The organism is Phytohabitans houttuyneae (genome assembly GCF_011764425.1).
In the GTDB taxonomy this organism is placed as follows: domain Bacteria; phylum Actinomycetota; class Actinomycetes; order Mycobacteriales; family Micromonosporaceae; genus Phytohabitans; species Phytohabitans houttuyneae.
The window spans coordinates 1,760,392-1,780,341 of the sequence record NZ_BLPF01000001.1 but is presented as its reverse complement, the minus strand read 5'-3'; the positions used below and the strand labels follow the sequence as shown (position 1 = coordinate 1,780,341).

Sequence of the window (19,950 nt, the reverse complement as noted above, 5' to 3'; positions counted from 1 at the left end):
CCACTGGATTGACCGTAAACGCGAAGCCGTAGTGGCTGTCAGGTTCGCCGAATCCGTAGGGGTCGACGACCCGCTCGGTGTAGGTCACGTCTTCGACCACACCGGTAGCCGCGTCCCGTGCACCGAAGGGGTCGAAACCCACCAGGCGGACGTAGTCGCCGACCTGGACGGCCGCGGCGTGCACGTAGAGCCGGTCAGCGGACGGATGCTCCATGGCCCGCGCGAACGCTTGCGCGGCATGTCGTGTCTGCTCAGCGGAGCCGTACCACCAGGCGTCGAGAAAGCGCTGGTACAGCTGCCCAACCTCGTCGGCTATCTGCTCGGTGCTGCGCGTGTCTGCCTCACGCAGCGCTCGTCTGGCTGCGGCCTGGTCTGGTCCTGGAGGAGGAACTCGCCGTCCGCGACGAGCGCCGTTTCCGCGCCGGGCTGCGGCTATCCAAGCTGCCGCACCACAAAACCCTGGACGAGTACGACTTCGCCTTCCAACCCGACCTGGACCCACGCAAGGTCCGCGACCTAGCCACCCTCGCCTTCGTGCAGGCCAAGGCCAACCTCGCCCTGCTCGGCCCACCCGGCGTCGGCAAGACCCACATCGCCGTGTCGTTGGCGGTCGCAGCCTGCCGGGCCGGGTTCACCGTCTACTTCACCACCCTGGACGACATGGTCCGTCAGCTGTCCGCGGCCGACGCGATCGGCCGCCTGACCCGCAAGCTGCACACCTACCTACGGCCCAGCGTTCTCGTGATTGATGAGGTGGGCTACCAGCCCCTGGAACGCGCCGAGGCGAACCTGGTCTTCCAGGTGATCTCGAAACGATACGAGAAAGGCTCAACGCTATTAACGTCGAACAAGAGCTTCGGTGAGTGGGGACAGGTCTTCGGCGACGAGGTCCTGGCCACCGCGATCCTCGACCGGCTCCTGCACCACTGCGACGTCATCGCGATCAACGGCCCCAGCTACCGGCTCAAGAACCGCCTCACCGCCATCGACGGCAACGCCAGCACCGCCGGCGCCAACGTCGCATGACCCGACCTGCCCGGAAGCCGCAGACAACCGGCGCCACCTGGAGCCGCTACGCCATCGGCGACCACCGCCGGTAACTCACCCCGAAGGGTCGAGGTCGAATACGGTCGCGCCCGTCCTCCAAGTCCTCGACCATGAGATGGTGCCTCGGATAGAGATCCGCCCGCTGACCGCAGCCGATCCCGTCCCGATCGCGCAGGCGTTCAGTGCGCTCGGTTGGCCAGGAAAGACTGTCGACCAGTACCGGCGTTACCTCGATGACCAGACCGCCAAGACACGCGCCGTGCTCGTCTCATTGTTCGAAGGACGCTTCGCCGGCTACCTGACCGTGCGCTGGAGCAGCGACTACACACCGTTCCGCGCTGCCGGCATCCCCGAGGTCGTGGACCTGAACGTGCTTCCACAGTTCCGCCGCAGACGGATCGCTTCGACGCTCATGGACGCAGCCGAGGACCTCACCGTCTCCAGGAGCGACACCGCAGGAATCGGCGTCGGCCTCAATGCCGACTACGCAGCCGCCCACCTCATGTACCTACGCCGCGGCTACCTACCAGACGGGCGCGGCGTGGCTTATCGCGGGATCACCGTCCAGCCCGGCGCCCCAGTGAAAGTGGATGACGATCTCGCACTCATGATGACCCGCCGACTTCGGTAGCGACAGCGACCGCTAGCCGGTCACTGGTACCAGACCGGTGTCGGCCTCACACAACGTCATCACCGCCGCCAGCCAGGTGAAGCCCCCGTACGCAGCCCTGCGCACGTTTATCCGTACGCGCCTGTGCACTTCAACCCGTACGCCGACACGACCGGAGTCGGTGACGCCGACGTTCGGTGACTACATCCGGTGGTGTCCGCCGCGGTCAGCGACGGCACCCGCCGGGTGTATGGCAGCTACTGGACCCGGATCGCACAGCAGTGGGGCGGGCGGCGGTTGGACGAGCCGACCCCGTCGCAGATCGAACGGCTCGCCGAGCAGGTCAAGCGAGGTGTGGTCGTGCGGCGCAACGGCCGTGGTGGCCGCAGCGCCGCCGAGCATCTGATCGCTGCGCTGCGCTGCCTCTACAACCACGCGGTCAAGGACGGACACGTGGCCGAGGCGGACAACCCGGCCCGGAAGGTGGCCAAGCCGCGGCGGCTGCCCAGCACCCGCCAGGCCGTGGCCGATACCCGGCTTGCGGAGATCAACGCGGTCGCGGCTGGCACCGGCGACGATCCGGTGCTGGACAGCCTGCTGTTGCGGCTGCACACCGAGACGGCCTGCCGTCTCGGCGGCGCGCTCGCGCTGCGGCCGGCCGACCTTGACCCGCAGCAGTGCCTGATCATGTTGCGGGAAAAAGGCGGCACCGTCCGCTGGCAGCCCGTTTCGCCGACGTTGATGGCGCACCTCATCGGACACGCCGAACAACGGCATGCGCCACCGGGGGAGCAGCTGCTGCGCTACCGCAGCGGACGGCCGATAACCTACCGCCGCTACGACCACCTATGGGCCCGCCTGGGACGGCATCTGCCCTGGGTGGCAGCTCAACAGATCAGCACCCACTGGCTACGGCACACCACGCTCACCTGGGTCGAACGCAGTTTCGGCTACGCCGTCGCCCGCGCCTACGCCGGTCACAACGACAGCGGCACCGACGCCGGGACCACCACCACCTACGTCCGGGCCACGATTCAGGAGGTCGCCGCCGCCCTGACGGCCCTGTCCGGCGAACCACATCCCCTCGCCGATGAGCAGGCGACACGTTGCTGAACCAGCGCCCCAGCCACCGTGCGGCTGGGGCGCTTCGCACACCAGATCGCGGTGCTCCCCAGGCCCAGGCCGCTAAGGCGGGGACTCCGCCGCTGCTGCGCGGACGGATCGGCCCGCAAGCCGCCGCGCACCCGTGATCAGCTCCCGTCTGCAGCCCTTGACCCCCAGTAGTCCGGTGGTCCAGCGGGCATGCTCACGCACGTTTGCCCAGGTCGCGACGATTATGAATCGGCCGAGTAAAGGAGTCAGCGACGTGGCCTGCGATTGAACCCCATTCGGCGTATGCCCTGGGGTCCCAGGCACCAGGCTTTGGCCAGCACCACCCCTGCAGCCTCTCGGCAGTGCTCCCATCTGGGACGAGGGACACCTCGCAGTTGCCTTCAGAGCATCGCGGCACGCGAGTAGATCAGCGGTGATGGCGCCAAGCGGCAGGTGCGAACCGGCCTCCACCCGCAGCCCTCACACATAGGGACGGCGCGCGGACCGCCGAGAGCGCCGTAGCAGTCGACAAACAGGAGCGCCAGGCTCAGGCTTCCAGCAGGAACGGCTCGTCGACCCGGCCGCATCGCGACATCCTCGCCGTCCGTCGCGACCGTCCCCGCAAACAGCCGGCTTAGGCCGCGTCTCAAGTGGGTTGAGTAGGCCGGTTTGGTCGATTCGGCGGTAGCACAGAACCGCCCCTCCGAAACTCAAAAGCGTTACTTCGAAGATGGTTGATCTCTACTGTGAGCGTGTTGATTAACGGCGCTAATCAAGTGCAGTCCCTGCTGCCACGTCCACAACTGGACGCGGCGGAGGCATACGTAGCACAGAGCGCCGAGGACATGTCAGGCGTTTGGCCCTCGGTGCAGTTCCGCTACCTCACGCGCACGAAGGCAGGCGGTCGACAGCGCCGCAAGGGCTCGGACGGCATCATCGGCAGGCTCTTCATCCGCAGACTCGTCCGGCTCGTCATCTGTGCGTGCGTGTCTGAGCCGCGCGAAGGCTCTGAACAGTCCGGTTTCGCCGTCGTCGATGTGTTTGGCGAGGTCAAGCCATTTGGCCTCCTTCAGCGTCGCTGCGTGCGCCGCAGCAAGGATCAGCTCGCGCACCGCGTCACGGGCCGCCTCCTCGATCGCGAGCGCCGCCTTCAGCAGAGTATTGATTTCCAACTGGTCCGGGGTTGGGGCGTTGTCACGATTGAAGCCGCGCCAGTACGTCCATGGAGGGTTTTCTGGATCGAGCCTGCCCAGAGCGCGGTAGATAGGTTCGTAGCTGGCCATCGGCCGGTCGGGGTTCCGGAAGCTGCCGCGGTGGTTCCACAGGCGCAGGATTTCGTCGGCGCACTCACGTTGGAGCCGGTCGCGATCTGAATTATCGGCGCCCTCGGCGCGGTAGATCAGGTCGGCGATGTAGTGGGCCATCCATCGACCGAGCGTGTCGTGTGGTTCCAGGCAGTCGGCGAGTTCGCGGCCGAGCGCGACGATGTTGTCATAGCTCGATGAACCCGAGTTGTTCGTCGAAGACGAGTATCTTGAAATGGGGATCGGCGTTTTGCGTTCCTGGTTCATCTGGCTCCAGCCTGTTTTCCTTGGCGTCGCGCTTACGCCGTCTGAGGGTGACCTTGAAGATCACGCTCATGGTTGTCACGTTCGTTAGGCGGCGTAGATCGTCCAGGCTCATGCTGAGCCGTTTGCCTTGACTTCCGCTGCTACGACCTGAAACGTCGCTCATGTCGGACCACACGCTTGAGATCAGTGCGGTTTCGCCGTCGCGTGACCACACCCGCTGGTCAGGATCGCCGACGATGTCGAGCCACTGTGTTGCTTGAGCCGACGGCCGTGGACCGGGAAACTGAACGCCACTGGCGTACGGGTCGCGTTCGTCCAGGGTGCTCGTCAAATCGTGGTCCTCGACCCATCCGATGAGCCGGTATCCGTCGACGTCCAGGTCGTCGTCTTCGTCGTCCGCGGTCGGCACCTTGAAGCTCCAGCTGCGGGCAGATGTCTGCCATGCGGCCATTAGGTGTGCAGCACGATCGGGTGCGACCAACGCCGTTTCGATGGTGACGGTCTCCTTCGCGCCACTATGCTCCTGTGTGGACCACTCCCAAACCGTGATTGCGTCAGGGGCGACGTCGAATACCCGGCTCAGTAGGTCCTCTCGACGCACTTCGTCGGTCCAAGTGCCATCGCGGTAGTCGGCGTCGAGCAGTGTGACCTGGTCGGCGGGTACTGTGTCGCGTCGATCGGCAAGCCACCGGCCGTCGGGGCGAGTGGGTCGGAAGCCTTGTAGCCACCTCGTGAAGTCTTCGTGTTCGTCGAAGCCGTTCGTGTCCATTTGGACGGGCATCGTGTCGACCAGTTGCCCGGCAACGGTCATGAGCGCGTGAAAGCTGAGGTAGAAGTCGAGATCGTGGACGGCCGGCATCTCGCTCTTGTAGTAAGAGGTGCGTTCGTCCTGGAGGATCCGGCGGGTGCGGCGTTGATCCTCGACGCGCCCGTCGGACAGTTGTAGCGCCCAGGAGGTCGTGATCACCTCACTGACCAGGCGGCTGAGCTCATCCAGTGGCGGACCGAAGCGCTCGGCCAGTGGCTCGATCCAGTGGTCTTTGAAGTCGAAGTAGAACCAGTACTCGTCGTCGTGGCGTTTGCCGGTGCGTTGGCTCCATGATGGCCGGACCGCACGGCCGCTCACCTGGCCGATTGGTTGGTTGAGCCGGGCCAGGCGGTCGCGTTCGCTGTCATCGAGGCGTACCACGTTGTTGCGGTCAAGGATGGCCAGCACGCGACGCGCTGCCTCGCGAAGCAGCACATGGGTGTCGACGCCGAGGGCGGCCTGTCGGAGGACAGTCTCGAAGGGCTTGAGTTCCGCCGGCGCATCCAGACTGGCGCGTTCGATCGCCATGAGGAGCCACAGCAGGGCATGTTTCTCGTAGAACAACATGCGGGCGTCAGTGAATGGACCGGCCGATGCTGCCGTTGCCAGTTCGGCGAGTGCCTGGAGTTCGGTGGTGGCGCCGAGTCGGCAAAGCATGTGAACCGCGTGCGCGGCGCGCCAGCGGACCGATTCGTCAGGGTCGGCCAACGCCGACCAGATGTAGCCGGCGATGCAGCGACTCAGGTCGATCGGTGGAATGAGGGTGCTGTCCCACGGTCCATCTGCGGTGTCTGCGTTGTTCAGGTAGTCCAGCTCCGCTATCGCTTGGTCGAAGGCATCTCGCGCGTGCTCGGCCGACAACCGTGGAGCGAGACTGTAGACGAGACTGAAGCAGTCTTCGCTCTTGAGCAGGTCGCTTCGTGCGCCCCACTCGGCCAGCGCCAGGTCGTAGAGCACGTCGGGCTGCTGCCCAGTTGCTCGGGACAGCAGATCCAAAGGCAACGGCTCGTACCTGTGGGCGCCGGCTATCTTGTGGCAAAAGCGCCGGACCGCGTACCTAGCAAGGTCACGAGCTGCGTCGACGGCGGCACGGGGTAGGCCCTCGGTGGTGGTGAGCCGTTCCAGCACCGACCGGTAGATGTAGGTGTCGACGTGATGATTGTTTCGGAGGTTGTCTATCGCCCTGTGTAGCCGGCGGCTCGGCGTGGCGAGCACGGCGTCGATAAAGTCATCGAGGCGAAGGGTGCGGGACCGCTCTTCGCACATGCGGCGTGCCGTTTCCAGGTCGCTGGGATTGCTGAGGTCGAGCGTTCTCAACGCGCCAAGCTCGACCTCGCGGCGGGCCTCAATTTCGGGTTTACGCGTTAGCCACGATGAGGTGTAGCTGTGGCGGGATGCGTGTCTGTTCGGGTCGTAGAGGCGGCGCTGGTAACGATCTTGGGCGTAGCTCGTGTTGCTGAGGTCGACTGAGGCACGATGGGCCAACGCGACGACCTGTTCGAAGTACTCGATGGTGTGCCAGGTGACGCGGTCGTAGATACTCACGACCTCGAACAGCCGTGCCGGCTCGACGTCTCCTCCACGCAACGCCTGCTCCAGGACAACACGCACGTCGAAGGTCTCGGCCAAGGGCAGCAGCGCCACCCCACCCAGCGGCACGTCCGCCACCAGGCGAGCGTCGGGCTCCAGCAGTGCTTGCAGCACGCGAGAGCCCGCTCCGAACCGGCGGCTGCGCCATCGAGCAGCCAACGCGAGAGCGCTCGACCTAGTGAACTTGGCAACGGTCTGGATGCACTGCGGGTGGAACGCTGCGTCGCCGAGGTACTCGGCGAGCGCTTCGAAGGTTCTGGCAGTCAGATAGGCACGTTTGGCATCTTCGCCCGCGTTCGAAGCCTGCTGGGCCAAGGCGTTGATCGCCTCCCAACGCGGCATGACATCGTCGCCGATCTTGTCGGCGGTGTCGATCGCACGGCCGAAGAAGGCGCGTGCCTCGTCGAGGCTGGCTGGGCGAATCGCTTGAGCCAGCTCGGTGAAGGCGGAGATCTTCTCGCTGGCCTGACTACGAGCCTGCGAGATCGCCTCATCAAGCCGTGCCGCGACGGCGAAGGTGACCTCGTCCATGTGTTCAGCTTGGGCGGTGCGGCGGACGACGTCGATCAGCGTTTCCCAGGAGACGAACTGTTCGACCCGCCGCAGCCAGTCGTTGAACCTCGCCGTTAGGCCAGCGCCACACCCTCGGCTGAGGATTTGCGCGGACAGCCACGCTGTCAGACGCAGCATGGCAAACGGCGTCTGGTAGTCGGTGACACTCTGTGCGTAGGCCTTCTCAGCGGCCCGATCGAGCTCCGCCTCCACGTCGTCATCGCCGCATGCGACTCGAGCCCAGATCCGCGCCCAGGGAACAATCGGGGTGATGTTCCGCTGGAAGTCGAACAGCTCGCGGGAATCCTGATGCCGGGACTTGTCCATCTCCTTCAGCAGTTCGGCATGGGCGAGGTCACGGTCGATGAAGTCTCGCCCCTCCCAGTAGGCCTTGAGCGCGTATGCCTTCAGCAGGACATCAGGTTGGCTACCAAAACGGTCGCCCAAGCCGTGCGGTAGGGACGCAGGCAAGTAGACCTTCAAGATCCGCAGAAGAGCCCTCGACTCGCTCAGCCGGTGCTTCGCTGCCGCGGTAACGGCGGCGATCGCCGCGTATAGCGCGTCGTGCTCGTGCCCGTATTCCCGTTGGCCGCCCGATACGTCGATCGCCTTGCGGCGCCGTCGGAGGGTGGTTAGCACCGTGCCAGCAGCCTCGCGCCCAAGCGTGAGATCGGACCGGCTGGCGTGGTAGAGCACAGCCATCTGGATGAAGGCGTTGTCGGCTGCTTCGACGACGAGTCTGTTGAGCTGCTCGATGCGATCCATCTCGATCAGGCGGGCGGCGACGATGAGGCCAGCTCGATACGCCACGGTTGCTGGGGTCCACCCCTTGAGGTAAGACACCGCAGCCTCAGGACCGTCGGTGTTGACCAGACCCAATGCAACCTGCGCAACATCCTCGTCTCGAAGGCGATGATTCTCTTTAGCCTCGGCGGGCAACCGGGACCAGCCCACCATCCAATCCACAGCGCTACGCAACCGGCTGCGCGCCAGATCAAGCTCCTCGGGCACGAACGAGAGCATGCAACCCTCGTAGCCAAGGCCCGACCCGGGCCAGTCGCCACTGAAGGCGCGGCGCGCGACGAGGTCATCGAGAGTCTGCCCGTCGAGCAGCTCGCCGGCGAGGTGCGTGTTCTCCTTGATCAGGGTGAGCCGGCGAGAGTGGCCCACCGAAAGCGAGCCTGCCTTCAGCGCCAACCGTGCCACCTCGGGCTTCATGTTGCGCTTCATCGCCGACTTCAAGGCGAACTGGATGCGCTGCTGCTCGATCTCCGCGCGTTCGAGGTCGTTCTGCGTCGGCAGTGCCGCGCCGTCGACGGCCAGCTGAACTAGCTCCGCGAACTGCTCGGCCTCCCACAGCAGTTGAGGAAGGGAGGCCGCGGCGTACGCGTAGCGGTCGGCCAGCGGCCGAAGCCTCTGCAGGAAGGAGGCCAATGCTTGACCAGTCGGCCTGTGATTTCTCCGGAACCACGTTTCGGTCGGCTCGTCGCGAAACTGCACGGATTCGCCATCGATGAGCAGCGGCCGACCAAGATCACTGACGAAGCTATGGACCACCTGTGCTGGCAGGCGACAAAGGTCTGCCATGACCTGCACCGGTACACGTGGGCGGAGCGCCGCCAGTGCCTCGCAGATCAGGTCGACCTCTTCTGTGCTTAGTACTCGGTCATACCGAACCCGCTCCACGGCCTGAGCAATCACGGCATCGAGAGCACCCGCGGCATCGGCAGCGGCTGAGGCAGCCAAGAGCCGAAGGCAGTCCTCAACGCGGTCTGCATCCTCGAGTGCTTGGGCCTGCACTCGCGGGTTGCCGAAGGTTCGGCGGTGAAACTCGGCGACGTCCGCGTCGGTTGCGTCGGCGAATTTCGCGTGTAGGTAGGCACCGGTCTCTGCCAGGGAAAAGCCGGTCAGCTCTACTCGCGCGACGCCCGGGGGTGGATCAAGCGTGCCCACGCGCTCGGTGCGGGCGAACATGACCAGCCGAACGTTGCCGGGCAGCCGTTTCTCCGCCAACAGATCCGGTACGAAAGATTCGCTGTTGTGGTCCCTCGCCGCCGTTACTGCGTTGTCGGCAGCGTCGACAGCGATGATCAGTAGGGCGCCCGGATTGGCGGCACCGAGTGCAGCTGCGCTCCTTTCTACCCGGTCCAGGAAGGCGGCAGTGTAGTCCGCCGCAGCAGCGGTCGAAGCGGGTATGAGCGGCTGACAGAGGCGGCGGCCCGCCAACTCGTTGACGATTTGCAACAACGCCTGTCGATGTTCGTGGCGTGGCTCACTCATACGGCGGTACCCACCCCCGCCGAAGCAGTCGTACGTGATGCACGCCGATCCCTCGGGCAGGTACTGCTCGAGCGACCCAGCAAGCACGGACTTACCGACCCCGCCGACGGCGTGCACGACCACAGCGCTGTCAGTGGCGATGATTTGGTCAGCGATGTCACGGAACTGGCGTCTGTCGAGGCGGTTCCCAACCGCCGTCAGGCGTGACGGTGCGGGCAGGAGCTGGTCCTCGGTCACCCCGAGCGACACCAGCACATCTGCGCGCCTGATCGTGCAATCGCCGCCCAACGAGGTTGCTCGCTGCGCGACGATCTCCTTCAACCGCAGCGGCGCATCACCTCGCATGCCCGGCAGGTAATCCGCAACACCCCGTTCGAAGTCTGAGCGAAGCGCCAGGAGCCCTCTCTCAGGACGCCCAAGGTCGAAGGCGCGCGCAAACTCCGAAGCCGCCGCGTCGTCAGCGAGGGCGAGGTATCGCCGTAGTAGCTTCATTTGATCGGCATGCCGCGGCGCCTGCCCCCGAGCCAGGTCCTCCAGCGTCTGGAGGACCTTCTCCCCAACCAGACGGTTCGACACAAACCGAAAGCTGATCTTGGAGGATATGGCCGGATCTGCTGTCTTGAGGGCATTGAACCGCTTGCCGAACTCGGCCAACGTCCTCCTCAGCCCCGACATAGTCCACGGTGTGGTCTCCCGGACTGTGGAGTGCTTTAGCTGCCGATAGATAACCGCGTCAGCCTCGGAAACCTCCTCCGAGCCGTAGTACTCCGCGATGTCCACAACCTGCTCGCCGGCCACGACCCGGCTACCAACCGGGAACTCCCGCGCCGATACGCCCTCGATCGACACCGCAACAAGCGACGCCGCCGGCGCGAGAAGACCCAGGCACTGGCGCGCCGCCCAGTAGTAATGGAACTGGTCGCCGTCGCGGCTGGCTCTGAGCAGGTCTGTTTCAGCCATATCCGAAACAGACTAGCCGCAACGACCGACATGACCCTCCACTCAGCAACGACTCCGTGTCAGGCCTCGCGGCTTGCCGCTCGGAACAGCACAGAACCCAACTGCTCGCGACACGGCGGAGGCGGGTTCAGAGGCGGCAGCTTGTTGATGATTAGGTGACCACTTCGGGCGGGCAGTCTGGCCGGTCTTTGAGCAGGGGTTGCCCGGCCGTCGGGGTCGCCGCCCAGGAGTGCTTCGGCGATCGCGAGTCGGACACCGAGCATCGTCGTATCCTGGGCGAACAGCGACTCCATCCAGTCGTTGGCTTGCGCGTCGCGGCTCTGTATCTCGATGATCATCGAGGCGATCCGTCTTGGTGTCGTTGTTGGCGATGATTCCTGGGGCGAATCCGGACACCAGCGACTCGCAGACCCTTCGGCCTGCAGGCGGGTGGCCATGAGCGTGCCGCAAAGTTGTGCGATGTTGTTGACGGCTGCGTGGGTCTTGGGGTCGGCTGCGCTCGCGGATCCCTGGGGATGAGTCGGCGGTGCTGGCTCGCTGGGCAGTGAAGAGCTCTCGGACCTCAGAGCGTGCCGGGTTCGGCAGTTAGAACCGGGGCAACACCCCTGGCTGCCACTCGAGGGACCTGATTGCAAAGGAGGCAAGTGCCTTCGGCCAGCCGCAACAAGGAGGTACCGTACGGGACACAGCGAAGCACGTCGACGTCGCCACCAGCGGCATCGAGACGGAACTCCTCTACGATCGGTGGTACGCATCTACCTAGACGTCGAGCGGCGGCGGGTGGGAGGGTGAAGGGGCGCCGGAAATGTGGTGCCCGCCGGTCCGGCGGTCGGGTACGGTCCGCGGCATGCCGCCACCCCGGGAGCGTCCTACCTCGTTTCATGTGGACGCTTCCTCCCGGTCGCAGCAAGCCGGACCCAGGGCCGTTGCACCGGGTGAAAACTCGTCGACGAGTACCCGCTCCGGCGGTCCGTTGTCGACCCGACGCCACCGCAGCCCGCGCATGTCGGCGAACTCCACTGTCACGGCCAGATTCCGCCGGATTCGCTCATCCCTCAGCATGGCCCCGACCAGGCCCGGCAGCCTCTCGTCGATGTTGAGGGCCTCGCCACCGCCGAGCACGGTGGTCCCGTCCACAATTCGGAACTCGGCTTGTCCCGCAGGGCCGGTAACTTCCAGCCGGACATCGGTCACGGGCTCGACGCCGTAGTTCCGTACCGCCACATTCACCCGCCGCAACTCTGGATTCGTGTCGTCCATCGTGACCTGGCCGAGCAGGACGGTGCGTGCCTGTGCCATCTCCGCGTCGCGTCGCTCCGCGGTAGCCCGGTCCCGATCTTGGCGAGCTAGCTCTCGGTCGACGGCAGCGTCCGCGCGGTCGCTGGCCGCCTCACGGTCGGCCTTGCGGCTCCGGCGGATTTCGAAGACGAGCAGCGCGCCCGTTACCGTGGCTGCGATGACGCCGACCAACACACCGGCCCAGGCGGCGTACGCCTGCAAGATATCGGCCCAGTGTGGGGTGTCTGTGGCCGGCGCAGGTACTAGGGTGAGCGAGGGCAGCACGGAGGTACGGTACAGGTGCCGTACGACACTACCGTGCGTTCGACACAACACGATTCCCGGCCTTGGTTTCGTTGTGCGAAGCCGCTACCAGTCTCGCCGGTCGGTGGCGCGGTCGTGTTCGATTTCCCATTTGATGCTTGCCTCTGCTGCCCTTGTCAGCGAGTGGTAGAAACTTTGTTCGATCGATCCGGTCGGCAGCTTGTTGGCGATCTCGGCGGATTTGTCGCGTTGTTCGATGTCTTCTTGGTACGGTTCGCCGATGCTGCCCGAGCGGCTACCGGTTGTTACCGCTGCGTGGAGACCGTTGCCGATGGCGCGTATAGAGTCTTGGCCGTGCCTTTCGGCGATGTGCAGTGCTCGTGCTACGAAAGGCACGTTGTCCCATACCAGGTGCCTGGGCGCTTCACGAAGGATCGCGCCGACGACTCTGATGTGTTGCGGGGTGTCGGCAAGTAGTGTTTCGTCGAGGATCTGGATCGCTTGGGCATCGTAATCCTGAGCGACTGCGTGGAAGATTTCCGGCCCGTCGGAACGACGGCTAGGGGCTTCGCCATCGACGATCCAGTCGCGAATCGTGCGAAGAATCTCTGGGAATCGATCATTCGCTCTGACGTGCAGGGAGGGCTCCCAGTGATGCGGTAATGGTCGGTACTTAGCGTAGGGTAGTTCGTCGCCGATCTCTGCTCGATCGAGCAACAGCCTGACCACCGTGTCTGGCTCGGTCCGGGAAAGGTGGGAAAGGAAATCGAGTATGTGGTAGTCGTCGATTGACGGGCAGTGGCGGAGTTGGTCGAGAAAGTCGCTGGCTTGGGCATCGGAGAGTTCGTCCCAGCGTAGGCGGCCGTGGGAGCCGAAGGCTCCCAGGAGCTCGGCGGCGATTTGCGTATCGTCGACGAAGCGGATCGTGGCGGCCAGCTCGAGGGCGAGCGGTCGTTGGCCGCTGCTCAGCGGCTGAACGGCTTGGGCAGCGATCTGGCGAATGGTCGGGTCATCGTGGGTGGCAAGTGATCGAAGGAGGTTGGCCTCGTTGTCGAGCAGGTCGCTGCGGTCGCCGCGGCCCCACGCGAAGGCGTGGGCGACGTGTCGAGCGACGACAGTCGAACCCGTGGCGATGAGTGCATCCGCCAGAGCGATGGTGTCGGCGGAATTGCTGTTGGCTAACCTGCTCAGGGCCGTGGGGACGAGCTCAAGAAGTACCGAGGTTGGGTCGTCGATAACACGGCGACAGATGACGGAGCCGAGCGAGGGCCGCGTCCGGATCAAGGTCCAGACGAAGGGGGCGGGGTTGCCTGCCCTGCCACCACCGGCTTTGAAGGCGCGTCGTTCGGTGGTCAGGCGCCGCTCCAGCCGGTTGCACAGTTCCTCGTCGGCCCACAGGTTCGTTGCTTTGGAGGCTACGTGGTCGAAGAAGGCTTGCCGGTCGGGCGCATCATCGAGTGAGCCTCGCTTGCGGCCCAGGATGCGGCCCCAGCCGTCGTGGAGGGCGAGCGCGAAGTCGTGTTCGAGCGAGGCAGGGAATCGCTCAAGGGCCCGCGCGGCAGGATCCTTGGTGACGCCAGAGCCCTGGGCGTGCGGGTGGAGGGCGTTGCGGATCGCCACGTTGACGACTGGGTCGAGCGATTCATCGGATCCTAGGTCACCCAGGCGTTGGATCTCTTCGCAAATGGTCGGCGTCCACTGTGACCACTCCGTGTCAGTGACCTGCCTGCCGAACAGGCCGCGTGGAAAATGCAGACCCCTGGCGATTGCCTCTATCGCGTTCACAGCACGACGTGGATCGGCCGACCGCACCTCGGACATGGCAAGGTCGATGACAGAGGCCCGTACGTCGGCGACCGCGTCGACGTTCAACGACCGCGAGCGCAGCAATAAACTGTGGTCCCTGGGGATGCGTTCCTCGAGCTCGCTTGCGAGCAGCACTTCTAGGACGTCGAACGGTGAGTGCGGCAGGTCGCCCACGTCCGGCGGTGCGAGCCAGCGCTTGGCCGCGTCGACCGCCGCCTCGTTGTAGAGGAGGGGTTTGCCAACTTCATATTCCGCGAGGGTGCACAGTACCCGGATTGGGTGCTCCGGGTACTGGTTCGTCGGTCGCTCATCACTGGAGGCCAACTGCCAGAGCAGGTCCAACGCTTCGGGCAGGAAGTCCGCGTTGTAAGCGGCGTTCTCGATCACCGCCGGCAGGCCGTGGACCACGTTCTCGTTTGTCGGGTAGAGGTACAGCAGGCTTTCAGGGTTCCCGTCTGCCGATGGGTTCTCGCTTGGGTTCTCGTGGGCCCATCGGGCCATCGCCAAGGCGCGCTGCGGCTGGAAGTAGGCCACCTTCCGGAGCATCTCCAGCAGGGCAAGCCGGGCGCTCGGCCCTGCGTCGCGGAACTGCTGCTCGAACCAGCGCCAGAGCGGCCCTACGAGTGAGGACGCGTTGTGCGTGCCCTGCCGGACCTGCCAGTCAACTCGGGCACCGTTCACGAACACGTGTAACAGAGGCTGGCCGCTGACCGTTTGCCACACTCGTTCGAGGTATCCCGTTGGCCGGCCCGATGCGGTATCTGCCATCGCCTCTGCGAGGACCACATCCCCGAGCAGGTCGGGGACCACCCGCAGCGACTGACCCCGGCGCAGAAGTATCCCGCCGTCCTCAAGGCTCCTGAGGTGATGCACGATTCGGTCGTACGGCTGGCCAGTCAGACCGGCCATGGCGGCGTGGAACTCGTCGTCACCGGTCCGAAACGGCTGCAAGATCGCTACCGCCTTCAGCACCTCGCGTCTCAACTCCGGGTCGCCGAAGGCCCGGTCGCCGGCCATCGCGTCGCGGAAAGCCGTCAAGATCTCGTCGCGCAGAGGACCGCTGCCTTCGAGCATGTTCGGATCAAGCTGACCTCGGCCGAACAGGTTGCCGGCCACCACGATCAGCAGCGGGCAGTCAATGCCGACGCCGGCCAATCGCTCGACAACCGCGGAGGAGGTCCCAGGCGGCAATGCCGTCCGTGCAAGCTCCGCTGCCTCCTGCCTATCCAAGTCGTTGAGCCGCCAATGGCGATCTCCGACGGGTGAAGGCCGACCTGCCGGAGGTCGGCGGACAGTTGCGCTTCGCCATACGGTCGCATGGCCAGCAGCACCTTGGCCTGAGGTCGGGTCCGCCTTATAGCCAGAAGTACCGCTGCCAGGTCGGGGCGGTCGTGAGCGTCGTCAACGATCACGACGAGGTGGTCGCCGGTGGGCAGTAGCTCGAAGTCGGCCGGACCCGGCGGCGTCTGAGGGGCGAGAAACCGGACGGTGGCATGCCTGTGCTGCTCGGCGAGTTCGGCGAAGGCGCGGAGAAGTCGGGTCTTGCCTAGGCCGCCGCGACCGAACAGCACACCAAGGTCGCCGGCGGATTCCGTCAGGCTCAGGAGGCTGGCCAGCTCGTCATCGCGACCGACGAGCTGGCCGTCGTAGCTGACGATGCCGCTGTAGGGCAGGAAGAAGTCCCTTGTGGTAAGCCATGGGCTGGGTTGGGCGACGCCGAGAAACGCTTCTCGCCACCCCCCGAAGTAGGTGTCCACGAGCTGAAGCGCATCGTCCAGCGGTAGCCGTCGAACCGTGCGGGAGATGTCGTCCGCGTCCCACAGCTTCCACCGAGGATGTTTCTTGATCTCGGCACGAGCAGATGGCGACGCGATCCGGGCGAGGAAGATGTAACAGCGCCTCACCGGTGTCGTCAGCGCCGCTACCGCATCCTTCACCTTCTGCGGGCCGAACTGACGTTCACGCTTGCACTGGATCCCAGTCGGCTTGCCGCGCGGATGGTTGACGACCACATCAAGGCCGTACTGCTTGTGGCCCTGCCCACCCACTCGATGCACAGCCGCGTCAGGATGCAACAGCCGGGCCAAATCAGCTGAAAAGCTTTCGAACTGCTCCGGCGGAAGGGACTGGAGAGGTAGCAATGTCAACCGCGGCCGAACAGGTCGAACCCCCTCGGTCGGTGTATCGGCGGTCGCAGCGACGTACCCTGCCTCCCGGATCAGGACATCGACATCGATCCCGAAGAGATCTGCCAACAGCCCGACCATCGCACGGCGCGGACGCGACGCTCCACGCTCCCACCCGCTAACCGCCTGCTGGCCAACACCCATCCGCTGCGCAAACTCAGCCTGGTCCCACCCGAGACGAACGCGTTCCCGGCGAATCCGCGCACCCAGCAGTTCCATCCTTGCGACCGTAGCAGCTTCACACGCAGTAACTCAGTATGGATCATGAGACCAATTTTCATCGTGGGCAGCGGTTCTCTTCGGTGTGCTAGAGGACCAGATCGCTTGGACGATCGCGGTGGCGCGCTGAGGCAGCCAGCTCCGCACCCGTACAAGGTGCCCGGCCGAGAAGCATCTCGCTGCTCGGCCAGGGGCCGGATCGGGATCGGTGCGACGCGGCACGTCTCGTTCCGGAACCGCATGCGACGCAGAGTTGATACGCCCCTCCGGGCGAAAGGGCCTCCCGCCCATGTCTCGTTGCGGGCCCGGATGGAACAACCTGCGTCACGCCGTTGGCCAGCATGCTGGCTCCGCCAGGGAACCAGATCCGAGCACCTGGGGACCTTGTTGGAACCACTGCGTCGTAGCCAGGCGGTGAACTCCGAGGAGCTTCCCGCGGCGGGCGTATGCGAGTCGGACTGCTCCGCCGTCGCCGCCAGATCCGACAGAAATCGCACCGCGACAGGTGACGAGGAAAGCCTCGCCGTACGCCTGAATGCCTTGACGACCTCGCGGAGTGTGCGGTCGGTACGGATCCGTTCCACCCGATGGCTGATCTCGTCGAACGTTATCACCGCTGGCAGGCTTCGCAGCTCCGTCCTGACCTGGCGCTCGGTCAGGTGGTCGCGCCGCCGGCGACGAGCACCGCTACCTCGAACTCGCCGAACAGCACGGCTGGCTAACGCTCGCTGCCTGCCGGGTAGGCGGCGGTAGCGTGACCCGTGACGACCACCCGGCCGCTCGATCCCGGCAGCGTGGCCGCGAGTTTGCCGAACGCTGACCCAGGTCTTCGGCGAGGTGCGCCTTGCGAGCCGTGGAACGGACACCTGCCCGCGGTGATGGCGTGAGCGAGTCACCACCGGATGGCCGCAGCGGCGAGCGTGAGGCCGCGGGCTGACCATCGTGTGCGAAGTGTCGTAGCCCGTCGCTACCGTGCCGCCTCGTGGCAGAAGAACGAGTCCGCCGGCTCTGGCGTCTCTACCGCCTGACGCTGTCACGGTATGACGAGATCCTCGCTGAGCAGGGCGGCGGCTGCGGAATCTGCGGCACGCTCACCGCCTCGTGCGATGGGAAGGCGTTTGCCGTCGACCACGACCACCGCTGTTGCCCCGAGCGGCAGCGATCCTGCGGCGAATGCGTCCGCGGTCTGCTGTGCGGCGGCTGCAACGGCCTGCTCGGTTTCTACGAGCTGTGCCTGACAGCACGTACATCGGTTCGCCAGTTCCGCTGGTACAACGCGTACCTGCGGCGGCACGCTCGGCCGGGGTGGCCGCTCGTTCCGGGCCGTGCGATCGAGCGCATTCCGGCTGGCGAGTACCAGTTCGAGGACCAGGTGCGGATCGCCTACTACCCGGCATGGATTCGCGCTAATTCGCGGGCGATGTACGCGTCGATCGAGGGACGCCGGGCGGCGGCGACCGATCCGGAGTTCATCGCCCTTATGGATGTTCGACGCGCCGACCTCGATGCCTTTCTGGCCGTCGGTTCCTTCCCGGCCAACACGGTCCGGACCGTCGGGCGCCGCGCGTCGTCGGACTCGACCGGCGCCCAGCCGTCGATCGGGTCGGGCAGTTCGGGTGTCCGTGCGGCGGCTGCTGACGCGCTGACCCGCCGCGGGTGCGTCAACAGCGGAGTTCCGGCGCGGGCGGGCGAGCAGCGGCGACGGTCAGCTGCAGGGACGGCCTGAGGGCCGAAGAGGGCCCGGCCCAATCGGTCGGGCCCTTTCTGTGGCTGTGATCGGGGAATACCGCACGGTCGGAATAGGTGCGCTCCACAAGTACGGCAGGCGAGGCGGGCGCCTGTATCCGCCGGTTGAGCCGCTGGCCGAGTGATCGCGATCGACAACCGTCGTACCCATGCCCCACGATGGGTGTATGGGTACGCAGAGTGCCGACGAGGTGACGATCGCCGTGCTGTGGTGGCGGGTACGCCAATCTCCCGGCACTGTTCTCCGGGCCGTCCGCGATACGGCCCGACGGAACCGGGTCAACGTGGACGGTGACCCGGTCGTTCGGGTCACGCTGGGTTGGCCACGCGGGCTGGCAGCTGAGGCGGCCGCATGATCGCCCAGCCGTATCCGCTATGGTTCGCTGCCGTCACCGACGGTGTCGTCAGGGTTGGCCGGGTCGTCGCCTGGCGCCCGGACAGCATGGCCTGCTACCCGGTCGTTGCGTTTCCGGATTCCGGCGGCAAGGTGCTGTGCGGTGTGACGGTGGACGAGCCGGGCTGGCTTGGCGACACCGCCGAGGACGCCGCGAGGGCGGCGGAGCGGGCGACGCGCCCGCCTGCCGTCCTGGCAACACTCGACGACTACACGCCGCCAGTGCGTTCCTTGACGCCGGAGGAGGCGCTTCAGGAGGGCTTCGCGCGACGGGCGGCCAGGCGAGCGCATCAGCCGCCGGCGTGAATCGTTGGGCGTCTTCCACCACACGCACAGACTCCGGCAGGCTCAGGCCATGTCCCTCGCTGACGATCTCCGCGTCGCCGCCGTCGACGTCGCCCCGGAGGCGGCGATCCGGCATCTTGCCGACGCGACCGGCTGGCGCGTTGGGCGTCCCGCTCGACGTTCCCATGAGCAGGCCCGGGTACGGGATCATCCGAGCGCCGCGACATCTGCCGTATGGATGGCCAGGCTGGCCCGCTGACGGGATCGGACTCACAATGGAGTTCGTCGCTGCGGTGGTGGCCAGGGGCGGGCACTTGCGACAGAGTCTTGGCGTTAACAACACAGGCGTCTGACGGGGCTGGTCTTGGATGTCAGCCTGGCGGTCGTCCGCGACCTGGTCGGGCCGGACCGACGGGGCCGTCGCCCGGTGTTGACGGCAACACCAGTACGAGCTCTCGTGGGCTTGCCCAGATGCGATCACCGTTGGCGAGAACGACCTGCATCCGTCCGTCGCTCGCGGGTGCGCTTACCCCGTGTACCGGCACACCGTGACGGTCGCGGCCTGGTGATGAGGTCGAACTGGTCGCTGGGTGGTAGACCCAGGTCGTCTCGTACGGCTCCGACATGCGCTACCCCCGTACAGGTGTACGAACAAGAGGGGTTGAGCCTAACAGGTCGGCGCTGGCCGAGACGGAGCGACGTGCCGGCTCCGCGGATGCAGGTGTGCGCCGGGCCGGGGCGCTTCGGGATCAGGCAGGGGAAGTCGCGCCGGTCATCAGCCGTCGAGGTCGATCGTTCGATCGAGCCCGGCAACCCTGATGGCAGGCCTCTACGATGATCAGGTGGACCGAAACGTCTACGACCCGCGGCGGGCGGCCGAGTTCGTCCGCGAGTTGGCGGCGACCACGGACGCCCAGTTGGTCGAGGAGATCCGGGCGGCGGCGGACGTGGTACTGAGGCTGGCTGAGGTGTGGCGCGGCGGGCCGGGCTGGCCACACGGCCCGATGGACCGCGACGCGTACGCCACCGCGACAGTTGCGGCTAAGTCCCTGGCCGCCCTGCCCAGCGGCACGCCGCTGTCTGCAGTGACGGTGGCGGTCGGTCCGATCCTGAACGGGTGGTGGCCGGAGCGGCCCGAGGCAGCGGCGGCGCTGCACGAGGCCGTGGAGCGGCTTCGTCGGGTCGCCATGCACAAGACGACTTTGGTCAGCGACGCTCGCTGGATCACCAGCCACGGCGGCGGGTAGCCGCCCTCCTACGGC

General features: G+C 65.9%; 13 protein-coding genes. 7 read left to right on the top strand and 6 right to left on the bottom strand.

Features of this window, described 5'->3' with window-relative positions; all coding sequences use genetic code 11:
• Positions 1 to 117: 117 nt before the first annotated feature.
• The 3 genes from istB (at position 118) to Phou_RS08115 (ending at position 2,770) form a co-directional block, all read left to right on the top strand.
• Positions 118 to 1,026, top strand: coding sequence for an IS21-like element helper ATPase IstB (gene istB / locus Phou_RS08125; protein WP_308784425.1), 909 nt, complete (start codon positions 118 to 120; stop codon positions 1,024 to 1,026).
• 139 nt (positions 1,027 to 1,165) lie between these two features.
• Complete coding sequence (locus Phou_RS08120) at positions 1,166 to 1,678, top strand: GNAT family N-acetyltransferase (RefSeq protein WP_246273381.1); 513 nt, start codon at positions 1,166 to 1,168, stop codon at positions 1,676 to 1,678.
• Positions 1,679 to 1,870: 192 nt separating this feature from the next.
• Entirely contained in the window at positions 1,871 to 2,770 is a 900-nt protein-coding gene (locus Phou_RS08115) for a site-specific integrase (protein WP_246273380.1), read from the top strand.
• An 827-nt stretch (positions 2,771 to 3,597) separates the two neighbouring features.
• Here Phou_RS08115 and Phou_RS08110 read toward each other — a convergent pair.
• The 6 genes from Phou_RS08110 to Phou_RS08085 form a co-directional block, all read right to left on the bottom strand.
• Positions 3,598 to 4,320: a hypothetical protein gene (locus Phou_RS08110; RefSeq protein WP_173054956.1), complete on the bottom strand. Its 723-nt coding sequence runs from the start codon at positions 4,318 to 4,320 to the stop codon at positions 3,598 to 3,600.
• Complete coding sequence (locus tag Phou_RS08105) at positions 4,241 to 10,510, bottom strand: hypothetical protein (RefSeq protein ID WP_173054954.1); 6,270 nt, start codon at positions 10,508 to 10,510, stop codon at positions 4,241 to 4,243. The genes Phou_RS08110 and Phou_RS08105 overlap by 80 nt, the downstream gene beginning before the upstream one ends.
• 59 nt (positions 10,511 to 10,569) lie before the next feature.
• Positions 10,570 to 10,848 (bottom strand): hypothetical protein, encoded by a 279-nt coding sequence (locus Phou_RS08100; RefSeq protein WP_173054952.1) that lies wholly within the window; start codon positions 10,846 to 10,848, stop codon positions 10,570 to 10,572.
• 541 nt (positions 10,849 to 11,389) lie between these two features.
• The gene (locus Phou_RS08095; RefSeq protein WP_173054950.1) at positions 11,390 to 12,073 is read right to left on the bottom strand and encodes a PepSY domain-containing protein; all 684 of its coding nucleotides are present in this window, start codon (positions 12,071 to 12,073) and stop codon (positions 11,390 to 11,392) included.
• Positions 12,074 to 12,157: 84 nt separating this feature from the next.
• On the bottom strand, positions 12,158 to 15,013 hold the full coding sequence (locus tag Phou_RS08090; RefSeq protein ID WP_173054948.1) for a hypothetical protein: 2,856 nt from the start codon (positions 15,011 to 15,013) through the stop codon (positions 12,158 to 12,160).
• Positions 14,980 to 16,263 (bottom strand): helix-turn-helix domain-containing protein, encoded by a 1,284-nt coding sequence (locus Phou_RS08085; RefSeq protein ID WP_173054947.1) that lies wholly within the window; start codon positions 16,261 to 16,263, stop codon positions 14,980 to 14,982. Before Phou_RS08085 ends, Phou_RS08090 begins: the two co-directional genes overlap by 34 nt.
• Before the next feature lie 982 nt (positions 16,264 to 17,245).
• On the opposite strand from Phou_RS08085, the gene Phou_RS08080 reads away from it, so the two are divergent.
• The 4 genes from Phou_RS08080 to Phou_RS08065 all read left to right on the top strand — a co-directional run bounded on the left by Phou_RS08080 (position 17,246) and on the right by Phou_RS08065 (position 19,935).
• A complete protein-coding gene (locus Phou_RS08080) occupies positions 17,246 to 17,989 on the top strand; it encodes an endonuclease VII domain-containing protein (RefSeq protein WP_173054946.1) in 744 nt (247 codons plus the stop codon).
• 187 nt (positions 17,990 to 18,176) lie between these two features.
• Positions 18,177 to 18,365, top strand: coding sequence for a hypothetical protein (locus tag Phou_RS08075; RefSeq protein ID WP_173054945.1), 189 nt, complete (start codon positions 18,177 to 18,179; stop codon positions 18,363 to 18,365).
• Complete coding sequence (locus Phou_RS08070) at positions 18,362 to 18,709, top strand: hypothetical protein (protein WP_173054944.1); 348 nt, start codon at positions 18,362 to 18,364, stop codon at positions 18,707 to 18,709. Before Phou_RS08075 ends, Phou_RS08070 begins: the two co-directional genes overlap by 4 nt.
• Positions 18,710 to 19,530: 821 nt before the next feature.
• Complete coding sequence (locus tag Phou_RS08065) at positions 19,531 to 19,935, top strand: hypothetical protein (RefSeq protein ID WP_173054943.1); 405 nt, start codon at positions 19,531 to 19,533, stop codon at positions 19,933 to 19,935.
• Positions 19,936 to 19,950: the final 15 nt, after the last annotated feature.